Genomic DNA, 20,908 nt, shown 5'->3' with positions numbered 1-20,908 from the left:
GCGCAGCGCAGGCCAAGGCACAACCCAAATTGCCATGCCGTGCGCCCAGGCGTTTGCACTGCGCGGCACCGTGCAAGCTGGCGCGCCTTCCATGCGCTGAACTGCAGAGCGCCCGCCGCAAGAACCACCGCGCTGCTGGCAACTGGCGCCACCCGTGCCAGCACGGGCCACGTCATTTCAAGCTTCGCCAACGCCGCACCCAGCCCAAAGACCATCACGCCGATCAGGGCCCACACCGCGAAGTACCCGGCGCCTGCCAACGCCGTCAGCGCATCAACGTTCGGCTTGCCTGCCAGATGAAGCGCCACGCGATACTGCTGCAGCATCGGCAGCAATGACGGCAGCATCATCGCCGCCATCATCACCGTCCACATGCAAATGAAGGACGCAGCAAAGCTCCACCACGTCTGACCGCACATCGGCATCCAGGCCATCGGCATCTCGCTCATGGCGGGCATCGCGTTGCACCACGCCACTGTCGCCGTCGTGCTGGCGACGAACAGCAGCGCCGAGACGGCAAGGAAGCCGCGCTCGGACACCCCATGCTCGCGTGGCAGCTCAACGTTGCTGAGCGTATTCGTCATGGCGACGCCACCAGACACCGGTTTCGTTGCGGCCCAGCGGCGCGCGGTCCAGCCACTGGTATGCGCCCCACAAGCCGTCGAGCCCGCGCGCGTACGTGGAATACGTGTGATACACGACGCCGTCTTCCAGCACGAACGCACTCATGCCGGGCCGGTCGCGCACGTAGGTGGGCGCATCGGTGCCGCACATGCTGGCGAACTGCTGCACGGGTTCGGGCAAGTCGGATGCATCCATCACGTGGCTGCCGCGCACGTAGTTGTAGTCGGCGCTGCCGGCGCGCTGTTGCTCTTCCGAGATCGAGACGTTGAAATCGTAGTTGAAATCGCTACCCACCGATGATGCCCACGGAAAGCTCCAGCCCATCCGCTCGCGATACTCGATCAACTTGGCCAGCGGCCCGCGCGACACCGCCAGCAGGGTGACGTCGTGGTTCGCCAGATGCGTGACAAAGCCGTCAAAGCCGTCAGCGATCATCGAGCACGATGGGCAGCCCGCCTTGTAGTCCGGCCCGAACATGAAGTGATAGACCAGCAGTTGCGAACGTCCGCCAAACAGATCGGCAAGCGTCGCGCTGCCATTCTCGGTTTCAAAGCGGTAGCTTTTGTCGATGCGCACCCACGGCAGTGCCTGCCTGCGGCGCGCGAGTTCGTCGCTACGGCGCGTGAGTTCCTTCTCGGCCTTGAGCAGTTCAATGCGCTCTGCCAGCCAGGTTGCGCGGGTTGCTGTGGGGTGTGTTGCACTCATGCTTGCCTCCGTTTTGGGTGAGTGGTCGTGTGCTAGATTAGGCGCCGACCTCAAACGGCGGGAGTGACAAGTGTGGCGGGATTCGAATGGATTCATTGATCACGGCTGCAGCGCGCGCACTCGCTGCCGGTGACCCATTCGGAGCGCTGAACCGCGTCGCTCTGCGCGACGATGCCGCCGCGCTGGCTCTGCGTGGCATCGCCATGGCCCAGCTCGGTGATCTGGCGCGCGCCAAGCTCCTGCTACGTCGCGCGGCCCGCGCATTCGGCTCTCGAGAGGCAGTGGCACGCGCTCGCTGCATCGTTGCGGAAGCCGAAATCGCCCTCGCCTCGCGCGATCTTGGCTGGCCTGCCAAAACCCTCGACACGGCATGCGCCACGCTCGAGGCGCACGGCGACCACGTCAATGCCGCACACGCGCGGTATCTCAGCATCCGTCGCCTGCTGCTGATCGGCCGTCTGGACGACGCAGAAGCCGCGCTCGCCGCGCTAACGCCGGCGCATCTTCCTCCGGTCTTGCGGGCGGCACATGCGCTTGTCGTCGCCGGCATTGCCATCCGACGTTTGCAGACCGCTGCCGCACGGGCAGCCCTGAGCGATGCCGATCGCGCAGCACGCCAGGCCGGTATCCCGACGCTCAGCGCCGAAGTCGAACGCGCTGCCCTGGTCTTGAGCGCACCTGCTGCGCGGCTCATCTCCCGCGGCGAAGAGCGCGTGTTGCGCCTTGATGATGTCGAGGCTCTCTTTGCATCGGACGCGCTGGTGGTGGATGCGTGCCGGCTTGCCGTGAGGCAGGCCGATACAGTCGTCTCGCTCGCCACGCGGCCCGTTCTGTTTACGCTGGCACGTGCACTTGCAGAGGCGTGGCCGGAAGACGTGCCCAGAGACGGCCTCATCGCGGGGGCATTCCGCACCCGGCATCCCGACGAAACGCACCGCGTGCGCTTGCGCGTAGAGATCGGGCGTTTGCGCACCGCGCTTGGTGCGCTGGGCACGGTCAAAGCGACGAAGCACGGATTTGCACTGCAACCCCACGCGACGCAAGACGTCGTTGTTCTCGCACAGCCTGTCGACGAGCAATACGCCGCCGTGCTGGCGTGCCTCGCTGATGGGGAATCGTGGTCCAGCTCTGCATTGGCATTTGCGCTCGGGGCCAGCCAGCGCACCGTACAGCGCGCGCTCGACGCGTTGGCAGCCGCCGGCAAGGTGCAGTTCTTCGGACGCGGGCGCGCGCGCCGATGGGTGACGCCGCCGGTACCCGGATTCGCGACCACCTTGTTACTCCCCGCACCGCTGCCAAGTGACTAGGATGAAGACTCCACAACCGATTCCAGCGAGCCCAACATGAAGCGATCCACCGCCGAAGTCGTGCGCGAATACGGCCCCTTCCCTGGCGCAGAGAACGTCGGCGGCGTGACCTACGATGGTCAGCACGTCTGGTTTGCTGCCGGCGGTCAGCTGAAGGAACTCGACCCCGACAGCGGCAAGACGCAGCGCTCCATCGATGTACCGGCCCATGCCGGGACCGCGTTCGATGGGCGGCACCTGTTCCAGATTGCCGAAGACCGCATCCAGAAAATCGACCCGCAAACGGGCACCGTGCTCGCCACGATTCCGGCGCCGGGCGCGGGCGGAGACTCGGGCCTCGCCTGGGCCGAAGGCACGCTGTGGGTCGGCCACTACCGCGAGCGCAAGATCCGCCAGATCGATCCGGACACCGGCAAGGTATTGCGCACCATCGAATCCAACCGGTTCGTTACCGGCGTCACGTGGGTCGGCGGTGAGCTCTGGCACGGCACTTGGGAAGGCGATACGAGCGAGCTGCGGCACATCGATCCGCAAACCGGTGAAGTGCTGGAGCAGCTTGACATGCCGGCCGGCATGAACGTGTCGGGTCTCGAGTCGGATGGCGCCGATCAGTTCTTCTGCGGCGGCGGAACCACCGGGAAGATTCGCGCGGTGCGACGCCCCCGCAAGCAGGCGGCATAGGCGCGCTACGGGGCTTTCGGCAGCGGTTGCCGTTTATGTGATGCCGCAGCAGATTCATCTGCTGCCGCAAGAGCCTCAGACGCTGCGGCAAAGTGCGTCTTGGACACCTTAATGTTGCTACGAAAAAAAACCCCGCAGTGCGGGGTTTTTTCTTGGCAGATGCGACCGATCAGATCGCTTCGATCTTCGTGGCAGCCGGGCCCTTTTGGCCAACGCCTGCAACGTAGCGCACCTTCTGACCCTCTTGGAGGGACTTGAACCCGTTGCCCTGAACTTCAGAGAAGTGAGCGAAGAGATCGTTGCCGCCTGCGTCCGGGGTGATGAAGCCGAAGCCCTTGGAGTCGTTGAACCACTTTACTGTGCCGGTTTCCATGTTGGATATCCTAAAAAGTTCTGCATGAGCCTGTGCTCACCAGGCACGACAATCAAGGAAGAAACATGGAGCAAAGGAAGCACCGCTTGGCGTGACAACCCAGAACATCGGAGTAACTGCTTGAAGATCCTGCAGGGATGGTTTCTACAGACATTTCAGACCCGCGTCAACAAATAATTAGATAATCTGCCACCATTGACCCACCCCGCACCCCACCGCTGAGTCAGCACGCCACAGTGGGCATGCGCTCTTGAGAGAACCATTGGCATGACACTCTGCTCGGCTTGCGCCGCAATCGAACTCCATAAACGCGGCGCGCCAGGCCATGCTTTGCTCAGAATCACCGACACGCAACGCATCAAATCGCCCTCCGCGCGCGCAATCACCGTCAGCACGTTCTCGTGTCCCACATGCGGTGCGCGATGGGTCTATCGCGACGAAAAGAACGTGGACAACCAAGGCTGGTCACTGGAGGCGTAGACGCCGTTCGGGGTAGCTTTTTGGCAGACACTGGATAGCCAACTACAAGGACGAAAAAAAGCCCGCATAACGCGGGCTTCTTCCGACTTGGCAGGTGAACCTCACTCCCACTCGATCGTCGCAGGCGGCTTGCCCGACACGTCATACACGACCCGGCTCAAACCACGCACCTCGTTGATGATGCGGTTCGACACGCGGCCCAGCAGGGCGTACGGCAGATGCGCCCAATGTGCGGTCATGAAGTCGGTGGTCTGCACTGCACGCAGCGCCGTCACGTAGTCGTATGTGCGGCCATCGCCCATCACGCCGACGGACTTGATCGGCAGGAACACCGCAAACGCCTGGCTGGTCAGGTCGTACCAGCTCTTGCCAACATCGCCTTCGCCGCACAGGCCGGCGGCCGCATCCTGCGCCGTGGCCTTCGTGCCGCGCAGCTCTTCGATGAAGATCGCATCGGCACGGCGCAGCAGGTCTGCATATTCACGCTTGACCTCACCCAGAATGCGCACGCCCAGGCCAGGCCCCGGGAACGGGTGGCGATACACCATCTCGTGCGGCAGGCCCAGCGCCACACCCAGCTCGCGGACTTCATCCTTGAACAGGTCGCGCAGCGGCTCGAGCAGCTTCAGGCCCAGCGTCTCCGGCAGGCCGCCCACGTTGTGGTGGCTCTTGATCGTCGTCGCCTTCTTGGTCTTGGTGCCGCCCGATTCCACCACATCCGGGTAGATCGTGCCCTGCGCCAGCCACTTGGCGTTGCTGAGTTTCTTGGCTTCGGCCTGGAACACTTCAACGAACTCGCGGCCGATGATCTTGCGCTTGGCTTCGGGGTCAGTCACGCCAGCCAGATGGCCGAGGAACTGCTCGGACGCATCCACATGCACAACCTTGGCATGCAGGCGGCCGGCGAACATGTCCATCACCATCTTGCCTTCGTCCAGGCGCAGCAGGCCATGGTCGACAAACACGCAGGTCAGCTGGTCGCCAATGGCGCGGTGGATCAGCGCCGCCGCCACCGAAGAATCGACGCCACCCGACAGGCCGAGGATCACCTCTTCATCGCCCACCTGCTCGCGGATCGCCTTGACGGCCTCGTCGATGTGATCGCGCATGACCCAGTCGGGCTTGGCGCCAGCGATCTCCAGCACAAAGCGCTCGAGCAGCGCGCGGCCCTGCACGGTGTGCGTGACTTCCGGGTGGAACTGCACCGCGTAGTAGCCACGCGCCTCGTCGGCCATGCCCGCGACGGGGCAGCTCGGCGTCGAGGCCAGCAGCTTGAAGCCCGGTGGCAGCTCTGTGACCTTGTCGCCGTGGCTCATCCACACCTTGAGCATGCCGTGGCCTTCGGGCGTAGCGAAGTCCTGGATGTCCTTGAGCAGGCGGGTGTGGCCATGCGCGCGCACTTCGGCGTAACCGAATTCGCGGTGGTCGCTCCACTCCACCTTGCCGCCAAGCTGCACGGCCATGGTCTGCATGCCGTAGCAGATGCCCAGCACCGGCACGCCCAGGTCCCACACGGCCTGCGGGGCGCGCAGTTGATGATCTTCGTACGTGCTGGCGTGGCTGCCGGACAGGATGATCGCCTTGGGCGCGAATTCGCGCACGAAGGCGTCGGACACGTCGTTCGGATGGATTTCGCAGTAGACGTGTGCTTCACGCACGCGCCGCGCAATCAGTTGCGTGACCTGCGAGCCGAAATCAAGGATGAGGACTTTGTCGTGCATGTTGTGGAGGAATGGAATCGGCAATCGTGTCGACTTCAGTGCCGGGGCCGTAGCCCGGAGGCGGCATGTAGCCAGGTTCTTTGCGTTGCGCCTTTTCTGCGCGTTCGCGTTCGCGCGCGGCCGCGGCGTCTTCACGGGCCTTCTGCGCGCGCACGCGCTCATGGGTGCGCACACGGCGCGAGGCGGGAATCTGCACTGCGGAAAACGCCGCCAGCACCGCCGCAAACGTCGGCAGCCAGATGCGGCCGGCGCCCTCCACCGGCAGGTGGAAGAACAGCAGCCAGACAATCACCAGCACGGCGACCGCCAGGTTCAGATGACCGACTACCTGGGCCACAGCGGTCGTCAGTTGCCCGTTGACGGTGGCGTGCCACAGCAGCCAGGCCACGCCAATCAGCGTGACGCCGAGCAGCTGGCCGTACATCGCCGGTTCCGGCTGCGGCAATTGCAGCGCGCCGAAGATGGACGTCATCGGTGAAGCCAGCAGGACGAGACCGACGCACAGTGCGACAGCCGCATCCAGAAACAGAACGAGTCGCAAAAGCGCTTTCATCATCGTCTCCAGTTGCGGGCGGCCGCCCGTGCCTCGGCCACCGGTTGAATCGGCCGGAGCGCCCGCGCGCCCCGGCGGCAGTACTGCTTGCCTTCTATCTTGTTTGTTGTTTGCGATGATCGACAAGCGATCAGTCGCGGTGATAGTTCGGCGCTTCCTTCGTGATCTGCACGTCGTGCACGTGCGATTCGTTCATGCCCGCGGCGGTGATCTCGACAAACTGGGCCTTCTCGTGCCATTCGGCGATCGACGCGCAACCGCAGTAGCCCATCGACGAGCGGACGCCGCCCGTGAGTTGATGCACGATGGGCAGTGCCGAACCCTTGTACGGCACGCGCCCTTCGATACCTTCGGGCACCAGCTTGTCGACGTTGGCGGTGTTGTCTTCCTGGAAGTAACGGTCGGCAGCGCCGTCCTTCATCGCGCCAACCGAGCCCATGCCGCGGTAGCTCTTGTACGAGCGCCCCTGGAACAGGAACACCTCACCGGGAGATTCGTCCGTGCCGGCAAACATGCCGCCCATCATCACGGTGTGTGCGCCGGCAGCCAGTGCCTTGGCCACATCGCCCGAGTAGCGGATACCGCCGTCGGCGATCAGCGGAACGCCGGTGCCCTTGAGGGCCTCGGCCACATTGGACACGGCAAAGATCTGCGGCACGCCCACGCCCGCGACAATCCGTGTCGTGCAGATCGAACCCGGGCCGATACCAACCTTGACGCCATCCGCGCCATGGTCGACCAGCGCCCTGGCCGCGTCGCCCGTGGCGATGTTGCCGCCGATCACCTGCACTTGCGGGTAGTTGTCCTTGATCCAGCGCACGCGGTTCAGCACGCCCTGGCTGTGGCCGTGCGCGGTGTCGACCACGATCACGTCCACGCCCGCCTTGACCAGCAAATCGATACGCAGATCGTTATCCGGACCCACGCCCACCGCCGCACCCACGCGCAGCGAACCGCGCTCGTCCTTCGAGGCCAGCGGGTATTCGGTGGCCTTCTGGATATCCTTGACGGTGATCAGGCCGCGCAGCTCGAAAGCCTCGCCCACCACCAGCACACGCTCCAGGCGGTGCTTGTTCATCAGGCGCTTGGCCTCTTCCAGCGAGGCGCCTTCCTTGACGGTGACGAGCTTCTCGCTCGGCGTCATCTTGGCGCGCACCGGGGCGTCCAGTTCTTCTTCGAAACGCAGATCGCGGTTGGTGATGATGCCCACCACCTTCTTGCCTTCCAGCACCGGGAAACCCGAGATGCCGTGCTGTGCCGACAGCGCCATCACGTCGCGGACCTTCATGTCCGGGCCGATCGTGATCGGATCGCGCAGCACGCCCGATTCAAAGCGCTTGACCTTGGCGACTTCGCGCGCCTGTTCTTCGGGCTTCAGGTTCTTGTGGACGATACCGATGCCACCTTGCTGCGCCATAGCGATGGCGAGCCGCGCTTCCGTAACCGTATCCATGGCGGCGGAGACGAGCGGAATGGCAAGTTCGATCGAACGGGTGAGCTTGGTGCGAAGGGACGTATCGCGGGGCAGGACGGCCGAGTAGGCCGGGACGAGCAGCACATCATCGAACGTGAGTGCTTTCTGGACAAGACGCATAGCAATTTCCTCTAGGCGCAAAATCGGATTATACGGGAATTCGCCCCACGGTTGTAGAGACCCGTGCTATGCTCGATAAATTTTTCTTCGCGCACGCACCTACAGCACCCTGCGCCACCAGCGGCCGCGCAGAATCAGCCTCGCGAGTGTTCGAATGGGAATTGGCGTATTGTGCGCCCTGCTGGCCGGGGCGATGTGGGGCATGGTCTTTATTGCTCCGCGCGCGCTGCCCGCGTTTTCACCGTGGGAACTGACCCTCGGCCGCTACCTCGCCTACGGCGTCATCGCAGCCATTGCCGCTGCCCCGATCCTTCCGCGCATTGCCCGCAAAATTACCCGCGCCGACTGCTTGGCGCTGGTCAGGCAATCCTGCAGCGGCAACCTTGTCTATTTTGTTTTCGTGGCGTTTGGCGTGCAGCTGGCTGGTGTTGCGCCCACCTCGCTGATCGTTGGCATTCTGCCCATCACAATCACCATGCTTGGCCGGCGCGATCATGGCGCCGTGCCGCTCTCCCGGCTGATCTGGCCGCTCCTGGTTGTCGCTGCCGGCATCGCCTGCATCAACGTTGACCTGTTCGGCCAGACAGCGGCAACGGCGGCCACCAACATCCGGCCGGTCTGGCAACGCATTGTTGGCATCGCTTGCGCGGCAGGCGCGCTTTTCAGCTGGACGTGGTACGCCTTGGACAACGCCCGCTACCTGCAGCGCAATCCGCATTTCTCCAGCAACGAATGGTCTGCGCTGTACGGCATTTCGAGCGGCATCCTGTCTGCCGCCTTGACCATGGCGGCCCTGCTTGCAGTCGGCACAAGCTGGATGGATACCGGCGGACGCGTCTGGGGCACGTTCTGGACCGTGAACGCTGCCGTGGCACTGGGCGCGTCGCTGATCGGCAACAATCTGTGGAACATCGCCTCCCGGCGGCTGCCGCTCACGCTGTCGGGCCAGATGATCGTGTTCGAGACCCTGTTCGCGCTGGCATATGGCTTTGTGTACGACGATCGCTGGCCGCGCCCGCTTGAGATGGCCGCAATCGCCTTGCTGATCTTGGGTGTCGGCTGGTCGGTGCGCTTGCACGCCAACAAGAAGTCTGCATAAACTGGGCGCCTTGCCGGGGGGCGAGTCGACAGGCCAAGCCAGGCCGTCGGCCTAGATTGGCGAGTGGCGATCACGCCACCGGGCTCCCGTGCGCGTCGAGGGGCCGTCGTCGGGTCGGCCAGCGCGCCGTCGGCAGTCCACGAACGAGAACTCCATGAAACGACTGCACGTCCTGTTGCCTGCCACTGCGGCCCTGATCGCCCTCGCTTGCCCGGTTGCCCAGGCGCAATGGGCCTGGCAATGGCGCGATGACAAGGGCCACATGGTCTACAGCGACGCCGCACCGCCACCGTCGGTGCCGCCCAGCCGCATCATCCGCAACCCGAACAGCCGCACGGCCACGGCCTATGAAGCGCTGTCCGCGCCGGCCTCGGGCGTCAAAGCGGCAGACCCTAATGCGCCCGCCAAACCCGGTCAGCCAGCCTCGAGCGTCGCCGCGCCCAACCCTGACGAAGAACTGCGCAAGCGCCTGGCCGATCGCGCAAAGAAGGAACAGGAGGAAGCCAGGCAGGCTGACGCTGCGCAGCGCAAGCAAGCCGAATGCGCACGCCTGCGCAACGAAACCACGTATATGCAAGACGGCCGCCGCGTCGGCTCGGTGCAGGCCGATGGCTCAATCGCCTACTTGGATGACACCCAGCGCGCCGCAGCCGTCCAGCGCAACCAGGCTGCCCTCAGCGCCAACTGCAACTGATCGCTCTTTATTCGAGGACGTCGTCTTTGGGCGGCGCCTCGTTGCGCAGCCACTTCAGCCCTTCGCGCGTGCCGGTGGCCCGCACCTTCTGCACGCGCCGCCGGCGTGCAGTTTTTGGATCGGCGATCAGCGGACCCAGGATTTCCACTCGATCGCGCGCATGCAATGCGGCATCCGGCGTCTTGCGCTTGCCGTAAACGCCCAGCCGGCAGGTATCGATGGTCAGATCCAGGCCGTTGAGCAAGCCGGACGCATGCACGGCGTCAGCCACCGTCGCCTGCGCCGGCACTTGCACGTTGACGAGCCGCGGCGGCGTGACCGTCGCCAGGCAGACCATCACGTCAATCACGGTACCGGATTCAGGACTCGCCATACACCGCCTCGGCGCGTTTGACGAATGAGTCGACGAAGGTGTTGGCAATCATGCTGAACACCGGGCCGATCAGCTTTTCCAGAATGACGCTGGAAAACTCGTAATGCAGATGGAAGTTGATCTTGCAGGCGTCCGCGCGCAGCGGCGTGAAGATCCAGAACCCGGTGAACGACTTGAAAGGCCCGTCAGCGAACGTCATATCAATGCGGGTGGGCCGCGTTTGTACGTTACGCGTGCGAAAGAACTGATGGATGCCTTTGAAGGCGATATCCACGCGCGCGTCGAGTGACGTTTCCGTCTGCTCGTAGATTTCCACGCCGCCGCACCATGGCAGGAAGTTCGGATAGTCTTTGACGTCGGTGACCAGGTCGAACATCTGTTCGGCCGAGTGGCCAATCAACACGGTTTTTTCAACGTCTGCCATGCGTGATCCGAAAGCTTTGCGCGCCGCGTCCCGGTTGGGATTGCGGCGGATTTGTTAAACTCGCCATTTTATCGCAGCGCATGCAGGGATCCTCACCCCAATGCGCGCACCGCATATTCCAACGTATGACCATCGCCGACAACAAGAAGGCCTTTTTCGATTATTTCATCGAAGAGCGCTACGAGGCAGGGATGGCTCTCGAGGGCTGGGAGGTGAAAGCCATCCGGGCCAACCGTGCGCAGATCAAGGAAGGTTACGTCGTCATTCGTAACGCCGAGCTGTTCCTGATCGGGGCCCATATCAGCCCGCTGCAATCGGCCTCCACGCATGTCCATCCGGACCCCGTGCGCACCCGCAAACTGCTGCTGCACGCCGAAGAGATCAAGAAGCTCATCGGCAAGGTCGAGCAGCGTGGCTACACGCTCGTTCCGCTCAACCTGCACTACACGCGCGGCCGCGTGAAGTGCGAAATCGGCCTCGCCAAGGGCAAGAAGCAGTTCGACAAGCGCGAAACCGAGAAGGACCGCGACTGGCAGCGCGAAAAAGCCCGCCTCATGCGCGAGAAGGCTTGAGCCCTCCCGCTCCGAACTTTACGCGCTCGGCCGCTGCTGCTTCACGATCGTCAACGCTGACGCAATCATCGTGCTCAGGTCGCCCATGTTCCCCGGCACGATGAGCGTGTTGCCCTGCTTGGCCAGGTTGCCGAACGCGCTCACATACTCTTCCGCCACTTTCAGGTTGACGGCATCGACACCGCCCTCGGTGCGAATGGCCTGACCGATCTTCTGGATCGCCTGGGCGTTCGCTTCGGCCACCGCCAGAATCGCCGCCGCTTCGCCCTGCGCCTTGTTGATGGCAGCCTGCCTTTCCCCTTCCGATTTCTGGATGGCGGCCTCGCGCGCACCGGATGCCAGGTTGATCTGCTCCTGGCGCTTGCCTTCGGATGCGGCGATCAGCGCACGCTTTTCGCGTTCGGCCGTGATCTGCGCCTGCATGGCGTGCAGGATTTCCTTCGGCGGGGTCAGATCCTTGATTTCGTAGCGCAGCACCTTCACCCCCCAGTTCGATGCCGCCTCATCCAGCGCATTGACCACGCTGTGGTTGATGAAGTCACGCTCTTCGAACGTCTTGTCCAGTTCGAGCTTGCCGACCACCGAGCGCAGCGTCGTCTGCGCCAGCTGGGTGATGGCGATCACGAAATTGCTGGAGCCATACGATGCCCGCATCGGGTCGGTCACCTGGAAGTACAGGATGCCGTCCACCTGCAGCTGCGTGTTGTCCTTGGTGATACAGATCTGGCTCGGCACGTCGAGCGGGATTTCCTTGAGCACGTGCTTGTAAGCCACGCGATCAACAAAGGGCAGCACGATATTGAGCCCCGGCGAGAGCGTTGCGTGATACTTGCCCAGCCGCTCCAGAATCCAGGCGTGCTGTTGCGGCACGATCTTGACGCCTTGTGCAATGAGCACGATGGCGGCAAACAGGACGATGATCGCGAGAGTCCCCAGCTCGAACATAGAACCTCCGTGGTTGGGCTTGCTGGTTGTTGTTGGTTGTTGCTGATGGCTATCTGGGCGCGACAACAAGCACGTTGCCACGTACTTCGACGATCCGGAATTCGCCACCCGTGGCCGGCGCGTGCGGCGCGAGTTCGACATCCCACGCGGCGCCGCGATATTGCACGCGCGCGCGGCGCTCCGGCGACCAGGCATCGACGCGCAACATCTCGCCAATGTCCAGATTGACGTTGCGATTGCGGGCGGCATTCTCGCGCGTGACGCGCCCATAGCGCGTACGCCGCAGCCCGACGATGCCGAATACCGCCACGATGGCGGCAACGATCGCCTGCGCAGGGAATGCGAGGCCGATCAGCGCGGCAAGGCCGCCTGCGAGCAGGCCGATTGCCACCATCAGCAGATAGAAGGTCCCCGTCATCAGCTCGCCGATGACGAGCAGCACGGCCAGAGAAAAAACCAGACGGTCAGAGCCGACATACCCCCTCTCCCTGAATCCCATAAAAAAACCCCCGCGACGCTAGACGTCTGCGGGGGCATGTCGCTCGGCCCCCGCCAGCGTTGGACGCCGTCGGGCACTTCGCGTTCTTGTTGGCGCGTACCCTTCAGAATACGCGCCTTGTCTTACGGCACTCTAGGTCGGAATCAAGCCGAGCCCAGCTTCTGCCACGTGTCGATCACGGAGTCCGGGTTCAGCGAGATCGACGAGATGCCTTCCTTGGCCAGCCACTCGGCAAAATCCGGATGGTCGGACGGGCCTTGACCGCAGATGCCGACGTACTTGTTCATCGACAGCGCCGTGGAAATGGCACGCTGCAGCATGAACTTGACTGCCGGATCGCGCTCGTCAAAGTCGCGGGCGAGCAGCTCCATGCCGGAGTCGCGGTCCAGACCCAGCGTGAGCTGCGTCAGGTCGTTCGAACCGATCGAGAAACCGTCGAAATGCTGCAGGAATTGCTCGGCCAGGATCGCGTTGGACGGCACTTCGCACATCATGATCAGGCGCAGGCCGTTCTCACCGCGCTTCAGGCCGTACTTGGCCAGCAGCTCGACAACCTTCTCAGCCTGGCCGAGCGTACGCACGAACGGCACCATCACTTCGACGTTGGTCAGGCCCATCTCGTCGCGCACGCGCTTCATGGCACGGCACTCCATCTCGAAGGCTTCGGCAAAGTCTTCGGCGATGTAGCGCGAGGCGCCACGGAAACCCAGCATCGGGTTTTCTTCGTCCGGCTCGTAGCGGGAACCGCCAATCAGCTTCTTGTACTCGTTGGACTTGAAGTCCGACAGGCGCACGATCACGGGTTTCGGATAGAACGCCGCTGCGATGGTGGCAATGCCCTCGGCCAGCTTGTCGACATAGAACGCACGCGGGCTGGCATGGCCGCGGGCCACGCTTTCCACAGCCTTCTTCAGGTCGCTGTCGACTTGCGGGTAGTCGAGAATCGCCTTCGGGTGCACGCCGATGTTGTTATTGATGATGAACTCAAGGCGGGCCAAGCCCACGCCACCGTTCGGAATCTGGCAGAAGTCGAACGCCAGCTGCGGATTGCCGACGTTCATCATGATCTTGGTGCTGATCGGCGGCATTTCGCCACGCTGGACTTCCGTGATTTCGGTTTCCAGCAGGCCGTCGTAGATCTTGCCTTCGTCGCCTTCGGCGCACGAGACCGTCACCAGCGTGCCGTCCTTCAGCAGGTCGGTCGCATCGCCGCAGCCCACGACTGCCGGCACACCCAGCTCACGCGCGATGATGGCCGCGTGGCAGGTACGGCCGCCACGGTTGGTGACGATGGCTGAGGCGCGCTTCATCACCGGCTCCCAGTTCGGGTCGGTCATGTCGGCCACCAGCACGTCGCCGGGCTGCACGCGTTCCATTTCAGCCGGGTCGTTGATCACACGCACCGGGCCCGTGCCGATCTTCTGGCCGATGGCGCGGCCGGTGGTCAGCACCGGCGCTGAGCCCTTGAGGCGGAAACGCTGCTCGACCTTGCCGTGTGCCTGGCTCTTCACCGTTTCGGGGCGGGCCTGCAGGATGTAGATCTTGCCGTCGCGGCCGTCGCGGCCCCACTCGATATCCATCGGGCGGCCGTAGTGCTTCTCGATGATGACGGCGTACTTGGCCAGTTCCGTCACGTCCGCATCGCTGATGGAGTAGCGGTTGCGAAGCTCGCCCGGCACGTCGACGGTCTTCACGCGGCCTGCTTCGCCCGGCGCGGTGAACTCCATCTTGATCAGCTTGGAACCGATCGAGCGGCGGATGATGGGGTACTGGCCGGCGGCCAGCGTAGGCTTGAAGACGTAGAACTCGTCCGGGTTCACAGCGCCCTGCACCACCGTTTCGCCCAGGCCGTAGCTGGAGGTGATGAAAACGACATCCTGGAAGCCCGATTCGGTGTCGATGGTGAACATCACGCCCGAGGCGCCGCAGTCCGAGCGCACCATACGCTGGATGCCGGCAGACAGGGCCACCACGTCATGGGCGAAACCCTTGTGCACGCGGTACGAAATCGCACGGTCGTTGTACAGCGAGGCGAACACGTGCTTGATCTTGTCGAGCACGTCGTCGATGCCGAGGACGTTGAGATAGCTCTCTTGCTGGCCGGCGAACGAAGCATCCGGCAGATCTTCCGCCGTGGCCGACGAGCGCACCGCAAACGATGCCTCAGCGCCTTCGCGGGCGGACACGCGAGCGTACGACTCGCGAATCTCCTGCTCCAGACGCGGCTGGAACGGCGCGGTGGCGACCCATTCGCGGATCTCCTTGCCGGCGGCCGCCAGCGCCTTGACGTCGTCGACGTCGAGGCTGGCCAGACGCTGCGAGATGCGCTCGGTCAGGTTGTTGTGTGCAAGGAAATCGCGGAACGCCAGTGCCGTGGTGGCAAAACCGCCCGGAACGCGCACGCCGGCGCCGTCCAGCTGGGAGATCATCTCGCCCAGCGAAGCGTTTTTACCGCCGACGACCTCGACATCGGTCATCCGCAATTGCTCGAACGGCAGCACATAGGCGCCGTCTTGCGACAGGTTAGTCATACAAGCCCCTAAACTAAGTGAAAAACCGGTCGGATCCGCACGGGGCTTTCTTCTTGTCGTCTGGCCGTACGAATCGCTTGGCTAAATCATCCGGAAGCCCTGCCAGGATTGCAGCTGCGGCATTGCCTGACAGGCGATTGGCCCGAATTGCTTAGCTAAACGATCGCCGCTATTCTACCGTGCCGCAGCACGATTTCCTGCCGGCGTGCTGGAAAAACCCCTCGTTTTCGATGACCGACCTCGCCTCCGCATCTTCCAGCCGGACACCTTTCCGGACCGTTTTCATCGTGTCGGATGGCACCGGGATCACCGCAGAAACCTTCAGCCACTCGATCCTGGCGCAGTTTGAGATGAAATTCCGCCAGGTGCGGATTCCGTTTGTCGACACGATCGACAAGGCGCATGTTGCGGTCGCCAAGATCAATGAGGCGTTCCACGCCGAAGGGGTGAGGCCGATCGTCTTCACCACGTTGGTGGATGCCGAGGCAAACGAGATCGTCCATCGGGCCAAGGCCACCATCCTGGACATGTTCCAGACCTTCATCGAGCCGCTCGAGAAGGAACTGAACCTGAAGTCCACCCACGCCATCGGCCGCTTTCACCAGAACGCCGACACCGAGGCGTATAAAAACCGCATCGAAGCGATCAACTTTTCACTTGCTCACGATGACGGCCAGTCACACAAGAATCTGGCCGAAGCGGATGTGATTTTGGTGGGGGTGTCGCGCAGCGGCAAGACGCCGACCAGCCTGTACCTGGCGATGCAGTACGGCGTGAAATCGGCCAATTACCCGCTGATTCCGGACGATTTCGAGCGCGGCAAGCTGCCCACCGTGCTGTACGACTACAAGAGCAAGATTTTTGGGCTGTCGATCGATCCTCAGCGCTTGTCGGAAATCCGCAATGAACGTCGCCCAGGCAGCAAATATGCCGCGCTGGAGAATTGCCGCTACGAGATCAATGAAGCCGAATCGATGATGCGGCGCGAGGGCATCAAATGGCTGTCGTCAACGCACAAGTCGATCGAGGAAATTGCCACGACGATCCTGCAGGACGTCAAGATGGATCACAACAACTACTGAGCGTGGAATCGCCCCGCAAACAAAACGGCCGGCATTGCACCGGCCGTTTTGTTTTTCTGCCGGCGGGCGAGCCAGTCAGGCGCGATCACGCACCCAGTTGCCGCCGTGCGCCGCGGCCTGCGCTGCCGGCGATGTTTCCAGATAGGCCAGCGCCTGCTCGGTCGACCCTTCATGATGCGGCGTATAGCTGGGCCGGAAATAGCGCAGGGCGGCGCCCAGCATTTTCCAGAACGATGGCAGGCAGTTACGCCGCGAGCCATGCCACCAGCCGCGGATAAAACCGGGGAACCTGCCCGCCCCTGGATCGCGCTTGTACATGAAGCGAAAGCCGGTGACCAAGAAGTACAGGAGCAACAGGATCGTGGTCAGCATATGGAAGCAGCGTTCGAGATACGAGCCGCCCATGTGCCGAAAGATGTCGAACGCGACGGTGCGGTGCTCGACTTCCTCCGCGCCATGCCAGCGCAACAGGTCCAGCATGACGGGATCGGCGTGGGCGGCGTCGAGCCCCTTTGCGTTGAGCACCCAGTTGCCCAGGTAGCCGAAAAAATGCTCGAGCGCGGCGATGATGCCGAGTTGCTGCCGCAGCCAGAAGCGCGTGTGGCCGATCTTCAGACCCAACGGCTGTTCGCCGAGCACCTTGGAGAACAGCCAGTCGAGCCGCTTGGTGAAAGGCTGAGTATCGATGCCGTGGTCTTTGTAGTAATGCGTCAGCACGCCGCCATGCGAGCGCGAATGGACCGCCTCCTGACGCAGGAAGCCCTCGGCATCGGCGCGCAGCTTCGCGTCGGTAATCAGCGGCAACGCCTTGTTGTAAACGCGGCAGAACCACAACTCGCCGGCGGGAAACAATAGATTCAGGATGTTGATGATGTGCGTACTGGACGGATCGCCGTGAATCCACTGGATGGGCGTGTCCTTCCAGTCGAAACGGACGTGGCGGGCCTTGATGAAGTAATCGGGCGCGGTCATGGTGGTCTCCGGATGTTCTTGTCTGTGCGGGCTCAATGCCCGGCCATGCTCACGCGCGCGATCAGCCGGCTCAGCCATTGCGCATAGCGCGAGATGAAGCGGGACGAATGCGCCTCGATGCCGATCGTGACCACGGGCTTGTTGTGTTGAACCGCGCTGAACATGGCTTTTGCGACGGTCTCTGGCTTGAGGCCACGCAGTTGGTAGAGCTTGGTGGCGCGGGCGCGCAATTGGGCTTGCTGTGCCTCGGTCGTGCCGGTGTAGACCGTGGAGGCCATGATTCCGGTCTCTGCAAAACCGGGGCAGATGGCCGACACGCCAATGCCCTGCCCGGCCAGCTCGCCACGCATGCATTCGGACAGCATCAGCACTGCGGCCTTCGTCGTCGCATAGGCGGCAAGATCGCGCGATGGCGCAAAGGCCGCCGCCGATGCCGTGTTCAGGATGTGACCGCCCTGCCCGCGCGCCACCATCTGCTTGGCGAACAGTCGGGCGCCGTGGATCACGCCCCACACATTCACGTGCAGGATGCGCTGCCAATCGCGCTCGGACGTGTCGACAATGCCGCCGGCCATGCCGATGCCTGCGTTGTTGACGACGATGTCGGCGCCGCCCAGTTCCTTGCCGACCCAATCGACCAGCGCTTCCATCTGCTCGGCGTTGCCGACGTCCACGGTATGCGCCCACGCCTTGCCACCCGTGAGGCGGATGAGCTTGGCCGTGCGCTCTGCATCTTCAGCACGAATGTCGACGGCGACAATGGCTGCGCCTTGCTCCGCGAATTCCAGCGCCGCGCAACGACCGATGCCGCTGCCAGCGCCCGTGATGACGGCCAGCTTGCCGCAGAGCGGTTTGCGGTCGCCATGCTGACGCGCGCGTTGCAGCGCCTCGGATTCCGGCTTGCCCTCGGCGTGCTCGATCAGCTCGCGTGCCATCTCCGCCAAGCGTGCAGCATGCGTGACCGGCAGCCAGTGCCGCGCGACAACTTCGCGGCGCCAATACTGCGGTACCCAGCGCGAGAGGTCTTCGGACAACGCGGGGCTGACGTACTTGTCCAGGGTCGGCACGATCACCTGCACCGGCGCATGTGCGACACGCTTGCGAGGCGTGAACAGGCTGCGGATGAAGTTGGCGCGATACAGCGACACACCGCGCACGCCGTCGGCCGTCTGCGTGGCGCGCGGCACGATGGCGGTCTTCTCCACACGACGCAGCACACGCGGCCACGCGCGCCCGAGCCACAGGCGCCAACTCAGTTCCGGCACGATCGGCAAATGGAATAGCAGCACGTACCACGAGCGCACGAGCTGGCCCAGCATCTTGCCCAGCGACGACGGCGTCGGACGCAGCAGTCGCGCGCGCATCCAGTGCCCGACGTGGTCCAGGCACGGCCCCGAGCACGACGTGTATGACGCAATGCGCCCGCGCAGGCGCGCCTCCGTCACGAATTCCCATGACTGGATCGAACCCCAATCGTGCGCGATCAGGTGCACGGGCTTGCCCGGGCTCAGCGCATCGATGACGGCGATGAAGTCGTCGGTCAATCGCGCGAAGGTGTAGTTGCGCATCCCCTTGGGCGAACTCGACCGGCCCGCACCCCGCACGTCGTAGGCAATGACGTAGTAATCCCGCGCGAGCAGCGGTGCCACCTCGTGCCAGACCTCGCTGTTGTCGGGGTAGCCGTGCACTAGCACGACGGTTGGGTGCGCGGGGTCGCCCCAGGTCTCGACTGTGAGCGAGACGCTGCCGGACTGCACCATCCGCGCCGAATAGTCTTTGGGCGAAACCGCTGCGGGCGATTCGAACAACGCCAGCGGAGCCTCTTCAAGAAGCGTTTTCATCTGGGCCTCCGTGTGCGTCAGGCAGCGCGCTGCTGCGCGAGTTGACGCTGCTGCCAGCGGCGCACGTGCGGCAGATCGTCGTCGAGCCAGTAGGCGTCGTCTTCGGTAATGACGAGCAACTCCTCGAACTTGGCCCCGACGCCATGGAAGCCCAGATGCGGTTCGACGGCCCACAGGCCGGGGACCGGCGCGTGCTCAGATCGACGATCGATCGACCACAGCGGCGACCACCCCTCCTGCTTGCCGCTGCGCACCTGGTCGAGGATCAGGTTGCGCGTGGCGTTCAGCCCGAAGCGCGCCACGAAACGCGGCTTCAATGGGCTGTCGAGCTTGACCACGCGATGCGCCAGCACTTTGAACGGATACGCCTTGTGACGCGGCTCCACGCCCTGCTTCATGCAAAGCTGGTCCACCGCACGCGCCACGTCGGCCATCGACCGCCGCTCGCGGATCAAACGCACGATCAACTCGCGATGCGCCATCAGGTCGTCCTGTAGCTGGTCGAGGATGGCGTTTTCGCCGAGACACGTGGCATAGCCGACATCGGCGATCACGCCATTGCGCACGGGCGCCACGTCGAGGATGACCGGCATGTTCTCTTCCAACCGTCGCGACGACGGAAAGAACGCCAGGTTGAAGCCGGCCATATGCGTCAGGCCCGAAAAGCCCTGGAACGCGGTGCGGTCGCCAAACCACGCGAACGGCTTGTGCAGCCAGTCATGGACGCCACGATCGCCAAGCCACTCAGTGAGCAGCTTAGCCGCGTCCTTCTCGGTCATGCCGGGACGCAGCATGCCGCTGACGGCCTCGACGCACGCGTAGGCGAGTTGCTGGATTTCGCGAAACTGCGCGAGTTCGTCGACATGGACGCGCGCCAGGGTGGGGTTCGGCATGCCGGTCTCCTTGAGTCTGGGTATCGAGGGCGCTCGTTGGCGCCGCGATCAATGTTCCATTACTCAATGGCAAAGTCAATGCGAGACTGCTCTGGCGTTTGAAAACGCCGTGTGACCGGTAATCGACAGGAAAAAGAGAGGGTTAGCCCGCGCGGCGTTGTCGCACGGCCTCGAACAGGCAGATCGCTGCTGCGGCAGCCACGTTGAGCGACTCCATGCCGCCCGGCTGTGGAATCGTCACGGGGGTCGTCACCGCAGAGAGCCACTCCTGCGACACGCCCGCCCCCTCGTTTCCGAACACCCAGCCTACGGGTGAACTGAGCGGCACATCGAAAACAGCCTGCTTGGCGTGCGACGACGTTGCCAGCAGCGGCACCCGGAGCCGCGAATGCACGCTTTGGAACGTGCAGTGTTCAACGATGTTCAGGTGGAAATGCGCACCCATGGCGGCGCGCAATGTCTTGGCCGACCACGCGAACGCGCAGCCTGGCGTCATGAACACATCGCGCACGCCGGCAGCGGCCGCACATCGCAGGATGGAACCGACGTTGCCGGCATCCTGAATGCCATCAAGAATCACGCAGTCCGCATCAATGGTTTGCGGCAGCTTGCCTTCCGCCGTCTCCACCAGGGCCATCAGGTCGACGCCGTTGACGACCGTGGTGAGCTGGCCAAACAGGTTATCGGCCAGCAGGATGACGGTGTCCGGATCGACACGGTCGAGCACCGCAGCCACTTCCGGATGCCGGACATGGCGCTCCGAAACCAGGCATTGCACCGGCATGTGGCCCGCATCCAGATACGCCACCACCAGGTGCACGCCATCGAGCACGGATTGCCCCGCGCGCCGACGGTGCTGCGTCGAGCCCGAGAGCGCCTTGAGATGCTTGAACACCGCGTTGTCGCGGGAAGTGATGTGCTTCACGAATGGGCCCAGCGGAAAAA

At 63.5% G+C, this 20,908-nt stretch carries 22 protein-coding genes; 7 read left to right on the top strand and 15 right to left on the bottom strand.

Annotated features, from left to right (window positions below; all coding sequences use genetic code 11):
* Nucleotides 1-584 (bottom strand): DUF2182 domain-containing protein (locus tag BEK68_RS14955; RefSeq protein WP_065851764.1); only part of this gene is annotated, 584 nt, incomplete at its 3' end.
* Nucleotides 559-1,329, bottom strand: coding sequence for a DUF899 domain-containing protein (locus tag BEK68_RS14950; RefSeq protein WP_012435475.1), 771 nt, complete (start codon nt 1,327-1,329; stop codon nt 559-561). The genes BEK68_RS14950 and BEK68_RS14955, both read right to left, overlap by 26 nt.
* 86 nt (nt 1,330-1,415) lie before the next feature.
* Here BEK68_RS14950 and BEK68_RS14945 point away from each other — a divergent pair, with 86 nt between their 5' ends.
* Both BEK68_RS14945 and BEK68_RS14940 read left to right on the top strand, forming a co-directional pair.
* Nucleotides 1,416-2,636 (top strand): hypothetical protein, encoded by a 1,221-nt coding sequence (locus tag BEK68_RS14945; protein ID WP_012435474.1) that lies wholly within the window; start codon nt 1,416-1,418, stop codon nt 2,634-2,636.
* A gap of 36 nt (nt 2,637-2,672) precedes the next feature.
* The gene (locus tag BEK68_RS14940) at nt 2,673-3,317 is read left to right on the top strand and encodes a Vgb family protein (RefSeq protein WP_012435473.1); all 645 of its coding nucleotides are present in this window, start codon (nt 2,673-2,675) and stop codon (nt 3,315-3,317) included.
* 169 nt (nt 3,318-3,486) lie between these two features.
* On the opposite strand, the gene BEK68_RS14935 is transcribed toward BEK68_RS14940, so the two are convergent.
* A complete protein-coding gene (locus BEK68_RS14935; RefSeq protein WP_004626726.1) occupies nt 3,487-3,690 on the bottom strand; it encodes a cold-shock protein in 204 nt (67 codons plus the stop codon).
* 267 nt (nt 3,691-3,957) lie between these two features.
* Between BEK68_RS14935 and BEK68_RS26185 the strand changes: the two genes are divergently transcribed.
* A complete protein-coding gene (locus tag BEK68_RS26185; protein ID WP_004626724.1) occupies nt 3,958-4,170 on the top strand; it encodes a hypothetical protein in 213 nt (70 codons plus the stop codon).
* 101 nt (nt 4,171-4,271) lie between these two features.
* Here the strand turns inward: BEK68_RS26185 and guaA are convergent, their stop codons facing one another.
* The 3 genes from guaA to guaB all read right to left on the bottom strand — a co-directional run bounded on the left by guaA (nt 4,272) and on the right by guaB (nt 8,038).
* Nucleotides 4,272-5,891, bottom strand: a complete 1,620-nt coding sequence (gene guaA / locus BEK68_RS14930) for a glutamine-hydrolyzing GMP synthase (RefSeq protein ID WP_012435472.1) — start codon at nt 5,889-5,891, stop codon at nt 4,272-4,274.
* Nucleotides 5,866-6,444 (bottom strand): hypothetical protein, encoded by a 579-nt coding sequence (locus BEK68_RS14925; RefSeq protein ID WP_012435471.1) that lies wholly within the window; start codon nt 6,442-6,444, stop codon nt 5,866-5,868. Before BEK68_RS14925 ends, guaA begins: the two co-directional genes overlap by 26 nt.
* A gap of 130 nt (nt 6,445-6,574) precedes the next feature.
* Nucleotides 6,575-8,038: an IMP dehydrogenase gene (gene guaB, locus BEK68_RS14920; RefSeq protein ID WP_012435470.1), complete on the bottom strand. Its 1,464-nt coding sequence runs from the start codon at nt 8,036-8,038 to the stop codon at nt 6,575-6,577.
* A 154-nt stretch (nt 8,039-8,192) separates the two neighbouring features.
* Between guaB and BEK68_RS14915 the strand changes: the two genes are divergently transcribed.
* Both BEK68_RS14915 and BEK68_RS14910 read left to right on the top strand, forming a co-directional pair.
* Complete coding sequence (locus tag BEK68_RS14915) at nt 8,193-9,137, top strand: DMT family transporter (RefSeq protein ID WP_012435469.1); 945 nt, start codon at nt 8,193-8,195, stop codon at nt 9,135-9,137.
* Between the two features lie 154 nt (nt 9,138-9,291).
* Nucleotides 9,292-9,831 carry a DUF4124 domain-containing protein gene (locus tag BEK68_RS14910; protein WP_012435468.1) on the top strand — a complete coding sequence of 180 codons (540 nt, stop codon included), beginning with the start codon at nt 9,292-9,294 and terminating at the stop codon, nt 9,829-9,831.
* 7 nt (nt 9,832-9,838) lie between these two features.
* On the opposite strand, the gene BEK68_RS14905 is transcribed toward BEK68_RS14910, so the two are convergent.
* Together BEK68_RS14905 and BEK68_RS14900 are read right to left on the bottom strand one after the other, a co-directional pair.
* Nucleotides 9,839-10,204 (bottom strand): RnfH family protein, encoded by a 366-nt coding sequence (locus tag BEK68_RS14905; protein ID WP_012435467.1) that lies wholly within the window; start codon nt 10,202-10,204, stop codon nt 9,839-9,841.
* The gene (locus BEK68_RS14900) at nt 10,191-10,628 is read right to left on the bottom strand and encodes a type II toxin-antitoxin system RatA family toxin (RefSeq protein ID WP_012435466.1); all 438 of its coding nucleotides are present in this window, start codon (nt 10,626-10,628) and stop codon (nt 10,191-10,193) included. Before BEK68_RS14900 ends, BEK68_RS14905 begins: the two co-directional genes overlap by 14 nt.
* A 125-nt stretch (nt 10,629-10,753) precedes the next feature.
* Between BEK68_RS14900 and smpB the strand changes: the two genes are divergently transcribed.
* The gene (gene smpB, locus BEK68_RS14895; RefSeq protein WP_012435465.1) at nt 10,754-11,200 is read left to right on the top strand and encodes an SsrA-binding protein SmpB; all 447 of its coding nucleotides are present in this window, start codon (nt 10,754-10,756) and stop codon (nt 11,198-11,200) included.
* Nucleotides 11,201-11,218: 18 nt separating this feature from the next.
* Here smpB and BEK68_RS14890 read toward each other — a convergent pair whose 3' ends face one another.
* From BEK68_RS14890 to ppsA, 3 genes are all read right to left on the bottom strand, one after another.
* Nucleotides 11,219-12,145: an SPFH domain-containing protein gene (locus BEK68_RS14890; protein WP_012435464.1), complete on the bottom strand. Its 927-nt coding sequence runs from the start codon at nt 12,143-12,145 to the stop codon at nt 11,219-11,221.
* A gap of 49 nt (nt 12,146-12,194) precedes the next feature.
* Nucleotides 12,195-12,644, bottom strand: a complete 450-nt coding sequence (locus tag BEK68_RS14885; RefSeq protein ID WP_065851763.1) for an NfeD family protein — start codon at nt 12,642-12,644, stop codon at nt 12,195-12,197.
* Between the two features lie 143 nt (nt 12,645-12,787).
* Nucleotides 12,788-15,175 (bottom strand): phosphoenolpyruvate synthase, encoded by a 2,388-nt coding sequence (ppsA, locus tag BEK68_RS14880; protein ID WP_004626706.1) that lies wholly within the window; start codon nt 15,173-15,175, stop codon nt 12,788-12,790.
* Between the two features lie 230 nt (nt 15,176-15,405).
* On the opposite strand from ppsA, the gene ppsR reads away from it, so the two are divergent.
* A complete protein-coding gene (ppsR, locus tag BEK68_RS14875) occupies nt 15,406-16,257 on the top strand; it encodes a posphoenolpyruvate synthetase regulatory kinase/phosphorylase PpsR (RefSeq protein ID WP_012435463.1) in 852 nt (283 codons plus the stop codon).
* A gap of 75 nt (nt 16,258-16,332) precedes the next feature.
* Here ppsR and BEK68_RS14870 read toward each other — a convergent pair whose 3' ends face one another.
* From BEK68_RS14870 to BEK68_RS14855, 4 genes are all read right to left on the bottom strand, one after another.
* Complete coding sequence (locus BEK68_RS14870; RefSeq protein WP_012435462.1) at nt 16,333-17,229, bottom strand: metal-dependent hydrolase; 897 nt, start codon at nt 17,227-17,229, stop codon at nt 16,333-16,335.
* Nucleotides 17,230-17,261: 32 nt separating this feature from the next.
* Nucleotides 17,262-19,070 carry an SDR family oxidoreductase gene (locus BEK68_RS14865; RefSeq protein WP_012435461.1) on the bottom strand — a complete coding sequence of 603 codons (1,809 nt, stop codon included), beginning with the start codon at nt 19,068-19,070 and terminating at the stop codon, nt 17,262-17,264.
* 17 nt (nt 19,071-19,087) lie between these two features.
* Complete coding sequence (locus tag BEK68_RS14860) at nt 19,088-19,963, bottom strand: M24 family metallopeptidase (RefSeq protein WP_012435460.1); 876 nt, start codon at nt 19,961-19,963, stop codon at nt 19,088-19,090.
* A 142-nt stretch (nt 19,964-20,105) separates the two neighbouring features.
* Entirely contained in the window at nt 20,106-20,888 is a 783-nt protein-coding gene (locus BEK68_RS14855; RefSeq protein ID WP_012435459.1) for a TrmH family RNA methyltransferase, read from the bottom strand.
* Between the last annotated feature and the right edge of the window lie 20 nt (nt 20,889-20,908).

Origin of the sequence: Ralstonia pickettii, from assembly GCF_001699815.1 — a bacterium.
In the GTDB taxonomy this organism is placed as follows: Bacteria; Pseudomonadota; Gammaproteobacteria; order Burkholderiales; family Burkholderiaceae; genus Ralstonia; species Ralstonia thomasii.
This window is presented reverse-complemented; position numbering and strand designations above follow the sequence as displayed.

Coding starts and splice junctions, on each gene's coding strand:
- BEK68_RS14950 (WP_012435475.1), bottom strand. CDS start 1,329: ATGAGTGCAACACACCCCACAGCAACCCGCGCAACCTGGCTGGCAGAG.
- BEK68_RS14945 (WP_012435474.1), top strand. CDS start 1,416: ATGGATTCATTGATCACGGCTGCAGCGCGCGCACTCGCTGCCGGTGAC.
- BEK68_RS14940 (WP_012435473.1), top strand. CDS start 2,673: ATGAAGCGATCCACCGCCGAAGTCGTGCGCGAATACGGCCCCTTCCCT.
- BEK68_RS14935 (WP_004626726.1), bottom strand. CDS start 3,690: ATGGAAACCGGCACAGTAAAGTGGTTCAACGACTCCAAGGGCTTCGGC.
- BEK68_RS26185 (WP_004626724.1), top strand. CDS start 3,958: ATGACACTCTGCTCGGCTTGCGCCGCAATCGAACTCCATAAACGCGGC.
- guaA (WP_012435472.1), bottom strand. CDS start 5,891: ATGCACGACAAAGTCCTCATCCTTGATTTCGGCTCGCAGGTCACGCAA.
- BEK68_RS14925 (WP_012435471.1), bottom strand. CDS start 6,444: ATGAAAGCGCTTTTGCGACTCGTTCTGTTTCTGGATGCGGCTGTCGCA.
- guaB (WP_012435470.1), bottom strand. CDS start 8,038: ATGCGTCTTGTCCAGAAAGCACTCACGTTCGATGATGTGCTGCTCGTC.
- BEK68_RS14915 (WP_012435469.1), top strand. CDS start 8,193: ATGGGAATTGGCGTATTGTGCGCCCTGCTGGCCGGGGCGATGTGGGGC.
- BEK68_RS14910 (WP_012435468.1), top strand. CDS start 9,292: ATGAAACGACTGCACGTCCTGTTGCCTGCCACTGCGGCCCTGATCGCC.
- BEK68_RS14905 (WP_012435467.1), bottom strand. CDS start 10,204: ATGGCGAGTCCTGAATCCGGTACCGTGATTGACGTGATGGTCTGCCTG.
- BEK68_RS14900 (WP_012435466.1), bottom strand. CDS start 10,628: ATGGCAGACGTTGAAAAAACCGTGTTGATTGGCCACTCGGCCGAACAG.
- smpB (WP_012435465.1), top strand. CDS start 10,754: ATGACCATCGCCGACAACAAGAAGGCCTTTTTCGATTATTTCATCGAA.
- BEK68_RS14890 (WP_012435464.1), bottom strand. CDS start 12,145: ATGTTCGAGCTGGGGACTCTCGCGATCATCGTCCTGTTTGCCGCCATC.
- BEK68_RS14885 (WP_065851763.1), bottom strand. CDS start 12,644: ATGGGATTCAGGGAGAGGGGGTATGTCGGCTCTGACCGTCTGGTTTTT.
- ppsA (WP_004626706.1), bottom strand. CDS start 15,175: ATGACTAACCTGTCGCAAGACGGCGCCTATGTGCTGCCGTTCGAGCAA.
- ppsR (WP_012435463.1), top strand. CDS start 15,406: ATGACCGACCTCGCCTCCGCATCTTCCAGCCGGACACCTTTCCGGACC.
- BEK68_RS14870 (WP_012435462.1), bottom strand. CDS start 17,229: ATGACCGCGCCCGATTACTTCATCAAGGCCCGCCACGTCCGTTTCGAC.
- BEK68_RS14865 (WP_012435461.1), bottom strand. CDS start 19,070: ATGAAAACGCTTCTTGAAGAGGCTCCGCTGGCGTTGTTCGAATCGCCC.
- BEK68_RS14860 (WP_012435460.1), bottom strand. CDS start 19,963: ATGCCGAACCCCACCCTGGCGCGCGTCCATGTCGACGAACTCGCGCAG.